Source organism: Pseudomonas sp. 22082, assembly GCF_052046055.1.
In the GTDB taxonomy this organism is placed as follows: Bacteria; Pseudomonadota; Gammaproteobacteria; order Pseudomonadales; family Pseudomonadaceae; genus Aquipseudomonas; species Aquipseudomonas pharyngis.
This window is the reverse complement of record NZ_JBQEQB010000021.1, coordinates 138,610-147,637: the sequence shown is the minus strand read 5'-3', so window position 1 is coordinate 147,637 and position 9,028 is coordinate 138,610. Positions and strand designations below refer to the sequence as shown.

General features: G+C 63.4%; 5 protein-coding genes and 1 riboswitch. All 5 genes read left to right on the top strand.

Annotated features, from left to right (window positions below; genetic code table 11):
- The first annotated feature begins 436 nt into the window (after nt 1-436).
- A riboswitch (cobalamin riboswitch) is annotated at nt 437-646 on the top strand.
- A gap of 99 nt (nt 647-745) precedes the next feature.
- Genes cobW through ACTJK9_RS22915 form a run of 5 tightly spaced genes read left to right on the top strand, consistent with a single transcriptional unit; the run spans nt 746 to nt 8,952 of the window.
- Nucleotides 746-1,819, top strand: a complete 1,074-nt coding sequence (cobW, locus tag ACTJK9_RS22935) for a cobalamin biosynthesis protein CobW (RefSeq protein ID WP_064597024.1) — start codon at nt 746-748, stop codon at nt 1,817-1,819.
- 3 nt (nt 1,820-1,822) lie between these two features.
- Nucleotides 1,823-5,590: a cobaltochelatase subunit CobN gene (gene cobN / locus ACTJK9_RS22930; RefSeq protein ID WP_440816471.1), complete on the top strand. Its 3,768-nt coding sequence runs from the start codon at nt 1,823-1,825 to the stop codon at nt 5,588-5,590.
- A gap of 8 nt (nt 5,591-5,598) precedes the next feature.
- Nucleotides 5,599-6,600: an ATP-binding protein gene (locus tag ACTJK9_RS22925; RefSeq protein WP_440816468.1), complete on the top strand. Its 1,002-nt coding sequence runs from the start codon at nt 5,599-5,601 to the stop codon at nt 6,598-6,600.
- A gap of 2 nt (nt 6,601-6,602) precedes the next feature.
- A complete protein-coding gene (locus ACTJK9_RS22920; protein ID WP_440816478.1) occupies nt 6,603-7,265 on the top strand; it encodes a vWA domain-containing protein in 663 nt (220 codons plus the stop codon).
- Between the two features lie 40 nt (nt 7,266-7,305).
- The gene (locus tag ACTJK9_RS22915; RefSeq protein WP_440816465.1) at nt 7,306-8,952 is read left to right on the top strand and encodes a phospholipase D-like domain-containing protein; all 1,647 of its coding nucleotides are present in this window, start codon (nt 7,306-7,308) and stop codon (nt 8,950-8,952) included.
- The last annotated feature ends 76 nt before the right edge of the window (nt 8,953-9,028 follow it).

The window sequence follows — 9,028 nt, the reverse complement described above, 5'->3', positions numbered from 1 at the left end:
CCACTCAGCCTGCCGACGGGCCCTGCGATCAAAAGCGGTACTCGAGCTAACGCTCATCGTGGTGAGTGGGGAGGGGCGGGGGCTCTTGATCTGGCTTCTGCTCTGGCTCTGGCTTTTGATCTTTAGCCCCTTCGGCAGGCCGAGCGGAGGTGTCCATCAGGGGGTAGGCGCGCAGCGCCGTGCGGCGAAGCCGCATACATCGAGAGGAGGTGCAGCGAAGCAAACCGTAGGCGATGCCCCCTGATGGACACCGTAGCGACGGAACACTGAGCCTAAGCGAAGTGCCGTACGCCGGGGCAAAAGCCTTTTGCTTACTTTTCGGCGTTTGGAAAAGTGAGTCGCTGTAAGAGCGAAACCATAAGAAGCCGTTACCGCAGCAACGGATATACACACAAAACCAAAAGGCCACGCCCATTGACCCATCACGAACCCATGCGTAGCCTTGCGCTTTCGAGGTTCTTCGGCCCACGCCGAAGCTAAGAAGGGAACGCGGTCCAAGCCGCGGCTGCCCCCGCAACTGTGAACGGTGCTGTTCGCTGCCACGCCACTGCCAACTCCATCCAGAGCCAGCGGGAAGGCGCAGCGAATACCGGGCCAAGGCCCGAACACCGTCAGCCAGGAGACCTGCCTCGTCACAGATTCTCACTTTCAACCGGGCGGGGTGATCCGGTGGCGAACTCTCCAGGCACGCACCCGCGTTGCCGGTCTCGTCCCGTATGCCCGCCACCTTGCCAAAGGGCATCCGATGAAAACACTGGCCAAACTCCCCGTCACCATCGTCACTGGCTTCCTCGGCTCGGGCAAAACCACTTTGCTGCGGCACATGCTCGACAACGCCCAGGGCCGCCGCATCGCGGTAATCGTCAACGAGTTCGGCGAGCTGGGCATCGACGGTGAAATCCTTAAACAATGCACCATCGGCTGCACCGAAGAAGAAGCCACCGGGCGCGTCTACGAACTGGCCAACGGCTGCCTGTGCTGCACGGTGCAGGAAGAGTTCTTCCCGGTAATGCGCGAACTGGTGGCCCGTCGCGGCGACCTCGACCACATCCTGATCGAAACCTCGGGCCTGGCCCTGCCAAAACCGCTGGTACAAGCCTTCCAATGGCCGGAAATCCGCAGCGCCTGCACCGTTGACGCGGTGATCACCGTGGTCGACAGCCCAGCCGTGGCCGCCGGCACCTTCGCCGCGTTCCCGGATCAGGTCGACGCCCAGCGCAAACTCGATCCGAACCTGGACCACGAATCGCCGCTGCACGAGCTGTTCGCCGACCAACTGGCCAGCGCCGACCTGGTGATCCTCAACAAGGCCGACCAGACCAGCCCTGAAGACCTCGCTCGCGTGCGTCTGGAAGTGGCTGAAGAGCTGCCGCCAGCGGTAAAAATCATCGAAGCCAGCAACGGTCGCCTGCCGTTGGACGTGCTGATTGGTCTGGGCGCCGGTTCCGAAGAACACATCGACAGCCGCCACAGCCATCACGATCACCACCACGGTGAAGGCGATGACGATCACGATGACCACGATCACGACGCCTTCGATTCGATTTCCATCGAGCTGCCGCAAGCCGACGAAAGCCTGCTGCTCGACGCGCTGACGCAACTGGTGGTTCAGCACGGCATCCTGCGGGTCAAAGGCTTCGCGGCGATCCCGAACAAGCCGATGCGTCTGCTGATCCAGGGCGTGGGCACGCGTTTCGACAAGCACTTCGACCGTCAATGGGGCGCCGATGAGGCACGCGTGACGCGTCTGGTGTTGATCGGTCAGGAACTGGATGCCGCTCAACTCGAAGCGCAACTGCGCGCCGCGCTCAGCGTTTAAGCCATGCACCTGCTCAGGACCCAGCCCGGCGGTTTCGTGTCGGACGACAACATTGCCGACCTCGGACAAACCCCCGCCGAGCTGGTGATCCTGTGCAGCGGCGATTCCAGCCTCGCGCTGCTCGCCGAAGCCGCGCAGCAACTGCCCGAGGATTACCCGAGCGTGCGCCTGGCCAACCCGATGCAGGTGCAGAACCATGCGTCGGTCGACCTCTACGTCGATGAGGTGCTGCGCCACGCCAAGGTGATTCTGATCTCGCTGCACGGCGGCATCGCTTATTGGCGTTATGGCGTCGAGCGGCTGGTCGAGTTGTCCGAACGTGGCGTGCAGTTGATTCTGGTGCCGGGCGATGACCGTCCCGACCCGGAGCTCAGCGACTTGAGTACCGTGGGCGCCGAGGATCGCGACCGGCTCTGGCAGTTTCTGCGTCAGGGCGGCATGGACAATGCGCTGGACTTTTTCCGTTGCCTGGCCAGTCGCTGGCTGGCGCGGGATTACGTGTGGGGCGAGCCGCAAACGCTGCCGCGCACGGCGATTTATCACCCGAACAAAAACACCGCCGCACTGAGTGACTGGCAAGCCGATTGGCTGCCCGGTCAACCGGTGTCGGCGGTGTTGTTTTATCGCTCGCATTTGCAAGCGGCGAACACGGCGTTTATCGACGTGTTCTGCCAACGGCTTCAGGCGGCCGGACTCAATCCGCTGCCGATCGCCGTGGCCAGTTTGAAAGAGCCTGGCTGCCTGTCGGTGGTCGAGGACTGGCTGGATGAAGTCGAGGCCTCGGTGATTCTGAACACCACCGGTTTCGCCCAGTCCAGTCCGGAAGCGCCGCATCTGCGGCCGTTCCGTCGCAACATTCCGGTGATCCAGGCGATTTGCGCCCAGGACAACGAACCTGGCTGGCGCGAGAGCGAGCAGGGCCTCGGCCCCCGGGATCTGGCGATGCACATCGCCTTGCCGGAACTGGACGGCCGGATCATCAGTCGGCCGATCAGCTTCAAGGATCTGGCCTGGCGCAGCGAGCGCAGTCAGTCCGACGTGGTGTGTTATCGGGCGCAGCCTGAACGCATGGATTTCGTCGCCGAACTGGCGCGCCGCTGGGTCGATCTGGCGCGGGTGCCGAACGCTGAAAAGCGCATCGCGCTGATCCTCGCCAATTACCCGACCCGGGATGGGCGCATCGGCAACGGCGTCGGCCTCGACACGCCGGCTGCCGCGTTGAATATCCTGCGGGCGCTACAGGCCGAAGGTTATCCGCTGCCCGCCGAACTGCCGGACAGCGGCACCGAACTGATCCGGCAACTGCTGGGTGGTGTCAGCAATGATCTCGACACCCTCGATCAGCGCCCATGCCAGCAAAGCCTGGCGATGAATGATTACCTGTCGATGTTCAACGCACTGCCCGAAGCCAACCGCACGGCGGTGCTGGAGCGCTGGGGCTCGCCGCAAAATGATCCGATGTGCCGGGACGGGCGGATAATGATCGCCGGCCTGCGTTTTGGCCTGACTTTCGTCGGCATTCAGCCGGCGCGGGGTTATCAGGTCGATCCGAGCGCGGTGTATCACGACCCGGATCTGGTGCCGCCGCACGCATACCTCGCGTTCTATTTCTGGCTGCGCCAGACCTACGGCGCCCACGGCGTGATCCACGTCGGCAAGCACGGCAACCTAGAATGGCTGCCCGGCAAAGGCGTGGGCCTGTCGGAGAACTGCTGGCCGGACGCACTGCTCGGGCCGCTGCCGAACATCTATCCGTTTATCGTCAACGATCCGGGCGAGGGCGCCCAAGCCAAACGTCGCACTCAGGCGGTGATCATCGACCACCTGATGCCGCCGCTGACTCGCGCCGAAACCTATGGCCCGTTGCGTAATCTGGAACTGTTGGCTGACGAGTATTACGAAGCTCAGTTACTCGATCCGCGCCGCGCCCGGGAGTTGCAGCGCGACATCCTGCAACTGGTGCGTGACACGCAGATCGATCGCGAACTGCAGCTGGATGCCGCCCTCGACAGCGATGCCGACGCGGCTATCTGGCTGCCGCGTCTGGATACTTATCTGTGTGATCTGAAGGAATCGCAGATCCGCGATGGCCTGCACATCTTCGGCGAGTCGCCGACCGGGCGTTTGCGCATCGACACCTTGCTGGCGCTGCTGCGGATTCCGCGTGGCGATGGCAAAGGGGCACAGTCGAGTCTGTTGCGGGCGCTGGCCAAGGCGTTTCAGTTGGGGTTCGATCCGCTGGATTGTGCACTGGCTGATTCCTGGACCGGCCCGCGCCCAATGGAACTGCAATCGCTGAGCGATGAAGTCTGGCGCACGGCGGGGGATACTCGCGAACGTCTGGAGCTGTTCGCCACCCAACTGATCTCCCAGTCACTACCATCCCCCTGTGGGAGCGAGCCGCGCTGGGTTGAAGTCGGTGCAATCCTCGACAACTTGCGCGAAGTGATCGCCCCACGCCTCGATGCCTGCGGCCCGGCCGAAATGCGCGGCTTGCTCGACGCGTTGAGCGGGCGATTCGTCCCCGCAGGCCCAAGTGGTGCGCCAAGTCGCGGTCGCCTCGACGTTCTGCCCACCGGGCGCAATTTCTATTCGGTGGACGTGCGCAATCTGCCGACCACCACGGCCTGGCGAATCGGCTTCCAGTCGGCAACCCTGATTCTCGAGCGACACCTGCAGGATCACGGCGATCACCTGCGCCAACTCGGCCTCTCTGTGTGGGGCACCGCGACCATGCGCACCGGCGGCGATGACATTGCCCAGGCCATGGCGCTGATGGGCGTACGTCCGGTGTGGGCCACCGGCAGTCAGCGGGTCGATGATTTCGAGATTCTGCCGCTGAGCCTGCTCGACCGGCCTCGGGTCGATGTCACGCTGCGGGTCTCCGGATTTTTCCGCGATGCGTTCGCCAACCTGATCCGCCTGTTCGACGCCGCCGTGCAAGCCGTGGCGGAGCTCGACGAGCCGGACGATCTCAATCCGCTGGCCGCGAAAGTGCGTGCCGAGCGTGAGGCGCTGCGCCAGTCCGGGCTGGACGAAGAGGCTGCCCGACGTCAGGCCGGCTGGCGGATCTTCGGTGCCAAACCCGGCGCTTATGGCGCGGGTGTGCAGGGCGCCATCGACGGTCGTCTGTGGCAAACCCGAGAAGATCTGGCCGAGGTTTACTTGAATTGGGGCGCCTATGCTTACGGTGGCTCCGATGAGGGCACCGCCGCCCGCGAGCAATTCGTCCAGCGCCTGAGCCAGGTGCAGGCCGTGCTGCAAAACCAGGACAATCGCGAGCATGACCTGCTCGATTCCAACGACTATTACCAGTTCCAGGGCGGCATGCTCGCCGCCGTGGAAAGCCTGCGCGGTGAAGCGGCAGCCAGTTATCACGGCGATCACTGTCAGCCGGACCTGCCAAAGATCCGCACCTTGAAAGAGGAACTGAACCGGGTCATCCGCTCCCGGGCGGCGAATCCGAAATGGATCGACGGGGTCAAGCGCCACGGCTATAAAGGCGCATTCGAACTGGCGGCGACGGTCGACAACCTGTTCGCCTTCGACGCCACCACGCAACTGATCGACGACCATCAGTACGCCTTGCTGGCCGATGCGTATCTGCTGGACCCGGCGACCCGCGAGTTCGTGCGCGAGCATAATCCCCACGCACTGCGCGACATGACCGAACGCATGCTCGAAGCGCAGCAGCGCGGGATGTGGCAGGCACCGGGCGCCTACAAAGAGGCGCTGGAAAACCTGCTGCTGGACATAGAAGAAGAGAGCTGAGACTGAACATGACCGACACCCCGCATTTCCCGCTCTCCGCCGTGGTTGGCGCCGATGATCTGAAACTAGCGCTGTACCTGACGGCCATCGACCCGAAGATCGGCGGCGTGCTGATCGAAGGCCCGCGCGGCATGGCCAAGTCGACGCTCGCCCGGGGCCTGGCGGATCTGTTGGCCAGTGGTCAGTTTGTCACCTTGCCGTTGGGCGCCACCGAAGAGCGACTGGTCGGCACGCTGGATCTGGACGCGGCGTTGAGCGACGGTCGTGCGCAGTTTTCTCCCGGCGTTCTGGCGAAGGCTGACGGCGGCGTGTTGTACGTCGATGAAGTGAATCTGCTGCCGGATCATCTGGTGGATTTGCTGCTCGATGTGGCTGCCAGCGGCACTAATCTGATCGAGCGCGATGGCATTTCCCATCGGCACTCGGCGAAGTTCGTATTGATCGGCACGATGAACCCGGAAGAGGGGGAATTGCGTCCGCAATTGCTGGATCGCTTTGGTTTGAACGTCGCCCTGAGCGGTCAAACGGCGCCGGCCGAGCGTGGGCAGATCATCCGGCGTCGACTGGATTTCGACAGCGATCCGCAGGCGTTCTGTGCGCAGTGGGAGGCTGAACAGCAAGCTCTACGTCAGCGCTGCGAGAACGCCCGCAAGGTTTTACCGGGCATCCCGCTGGATGACGCGGCGCTGGCACAGATCACCGAGCGCTGCTTCGCGGCGGGCGTCGACGGTTTGCGCGCCGATCTGGTCTGGCTGCGTGCCGCGCGGGCGCATGCGGCGTGGCGCGGTGCGGACGCCATCGCCGAGCAGGATATCGATGCGGTGGCTGAGTTCGCATTGCGTCATCGTCGTCGCGAACAGTCCTCATCCAGTGCGCAGTCACCGGCGCAATCACCGTCCGGCTCCCAGACCGATCCAAGCGAAGGGCAGGGGCAGTGGGGTGAAATGCCGGCGCCGGCACTGGCTACCGGCGCACGCCGCGAAGTACCTGTCTGGCCAAAAAAGCGTTAGGCATTCGCCCCCGATCCGACGCGGGGGCGAATGCCAGGCCCCGCGCCGGACGCCTCGATAACGGCCGCCAGGGCAAGCGTCACGCGGCTCGCAGCGGCTCGGTGAACTGGCCCGGAACCTTGCTCAACGGCCGTCCGAAAACCCGGGCGGATCTGCTGTTTCAACTGCGCACCCGCACGCCCCATGAACTGTGGCTGGTGATCGTCGATGCCTCGGCCTCGACCCGTCGTCATCAGGCGCTGAGCGATGCCAAGGGCGTGCTCGCACAACTGTTCGATGACGCTTACCGGCAGCGCGCGCGCCTTGCGTTGCTGACCGCAAGCGGCGCCGCGCCGAAATGGCAGGTGCAAGGGCTAAAGGCCTCCAGCGGGTTGCGTGCGTGGCTCGATGGATTGGGTGCGGGAGGCGGCACGCCTCTGTTGGCAGCGCTGACGGAAGCCGGGCATTGGCTGACGGTGCGGCGCAAGCGTTTTCCCGCCGAGCTGCAACGGTTGCTGGTGATCACCGATGGCCGTTTGAAAGACTGGCCGCAACTGCCAGCGCTCGCGTGTCCGGGCCTGTTGATCGATATCGAGCGCGGGCCGATCCGGCTGAAGCGCGCAAGGCAATTGGCGACCGCACTGGACGCGGATTACCGGCATATCGACGAGTTGTTGTCGGTCTGAGGACTATGCTGCAGTGAGGCCAAATCACAAGGAGTGAATCATGCGCGTACTGGTCGCCAATCCGCAGGATGATTTTCGCGTCAAGGCCTACGCCGGCACCAACGGTGTGCTGCTCGCCATGGACCTCGCCGAACCCCGGCGCAAAGGCCTGCTGGGGTTTGCCATCGAGAAACAGCAGGGCGACAAACCGTGGTTGTTCCTGTTCAACAGCCTGACTTTTCCCGGCAAGGCCCATACCTTCGCGCAGTTTCACGCCACGCCGAGCGACAAGGCGCCGTTGCAGAGATTTCGCTGGGCCGATTACGCGGTCAATCCAGGCATGACGATTCACTACCGCGTGCACCTGGCGTATGGCACGCCGGATGCGCTGCAACTCGGTGAGGCGCTGGAGCTGACGATCCGCTCCGACGACGGTCATCCCGCCAATCAGGGCGTGATCTTCAATCGTGCCGTGGCAGCGAGCCAGGCGTTTCAGCGCAAATTCCCCGATCTCGACGCACAGATCAGTGCCAACAAAAACCTGCCCATCGAAGCCTGGCCCGATGCGGCGCGTCAGTGGCTGGAGAACGGTCTGCTCGGGCGCCTGCAAGGCTTTATCGAACGAGCGGTGGACGCTCAGTGGGCGCTGGACATCGCGATCTACGAATACCAGTTGCAAGCCATTATCGACACGGTGAACGCGGCGTTCGATCGAGGTGTTCAGGTGCGCGTGCTGTATCACGCCCGGCCAGACGACGAAGACACCACGATCAATGAAGCGAGTCTTGCGAAACTGCCGGCGACCAGCAAGCGCGGGCGGGTCACCCACAATATTTTCCATAACAAGTTCATCGTCCTCAGCCGCCTCGACGGAGGCGGCGAGCGTCAGCCGCAAGCGGTGCTGTGCGGCAGCACCAACTTCACCGCCAACGGCGTGTACCGCCAGGCCAACGTGGTGCATGTGCTGGACGATGAGGCGATCGGTACGAGTTACCTGAAAACCTTCGAGCAGATCTGGGCTGAGCCGGCGGACGTCGGCGCCACCCGCGACTGGATTACCCAACACAACCCGATGAACCCGGCGCAACCCCTGTTCGCCGGGTTCTCCCCGCGCACCGGCGGCGCCGACTTGCGGGAGTTCGTCGATATCATCGAGGGGGCGAAGAAAGACCTGCTGTTCGTCACCGCATTCGCCTTGCCCGACGCGATTCTCAACGCGTTGCTCGGCCAGCCCCACGACGACATTCTGCGTTATGGCCTGCAAAACACCGTCAGCCGCATCACCGGGTTTCACGCCGACCGAACCGCCGAATTCGCCGCCACCGCGTTGCTCAACACCGGGCTGGAAGGCTGGCTGCGGGAAAACATGAAAGGCCAGAAAGGCAACCTGCTGGTGCACACCAAAGCGGTGGTCACCGACTTCACCAGCGACAGCCCGACCCTCATCAGCGGCAGCCATAACCTCAGCACCTCCGCCAGCAACGGAAATGACGAGAACTATCTGATCATTCGCGGCGACACCGATCTGGCGGATCGCTATGGCCTGGAACTGCTGCGGTTCTACGAGCATTACCGTTTTCGCTACTTCGCGAAAAAACTGGCGTTGAAGCAGGTGCAGCCGTTGGCGGCGGATGACAGCTGGACCAACGACTACTACGTCGAGGACCATCTGCGCCAGTTGTCTCGCCTGCGGTTTTCCGGGCGTTAGCCCTTACATATCCGTTGGCTGCCGATGCTGACAAGAGCGGCGATAGTCAGGCGGCGTACAGATTTTGAAATGATTT

Excerpts from the sequence above, each read along its gene's own strand:
- cobW (WP_064597024.1), top strand. The coding sequence starts at position 746 with ATGAAAACACTGGCCAAACTCCCCGTCACCATCGTCACTGGCTTCCTC.
- cobN (WP_440816471.1), top strand. The coding sequence starts at position 1,823 with ATGCACCTGCTCAGGACCCAGCCCGGCGGTTTCGTGTCGGACGACAAC.
- ACTJK9_RS22925 (WP_440816468.1), top strand. The coding sequence starts at position 5,599 with ATGACCGACACCCCGCATTTCCCGCTCTCCGCCGTGGTTGGCGCCGAT.
- ACTJK9_RS22915 (WP_440816465.1), top strand. The coding sequence starts at position 7,306 with ATGCGCGTACTGGTCGCCAATCCGCAGGATGATTTTCGCGTCAAGGCC.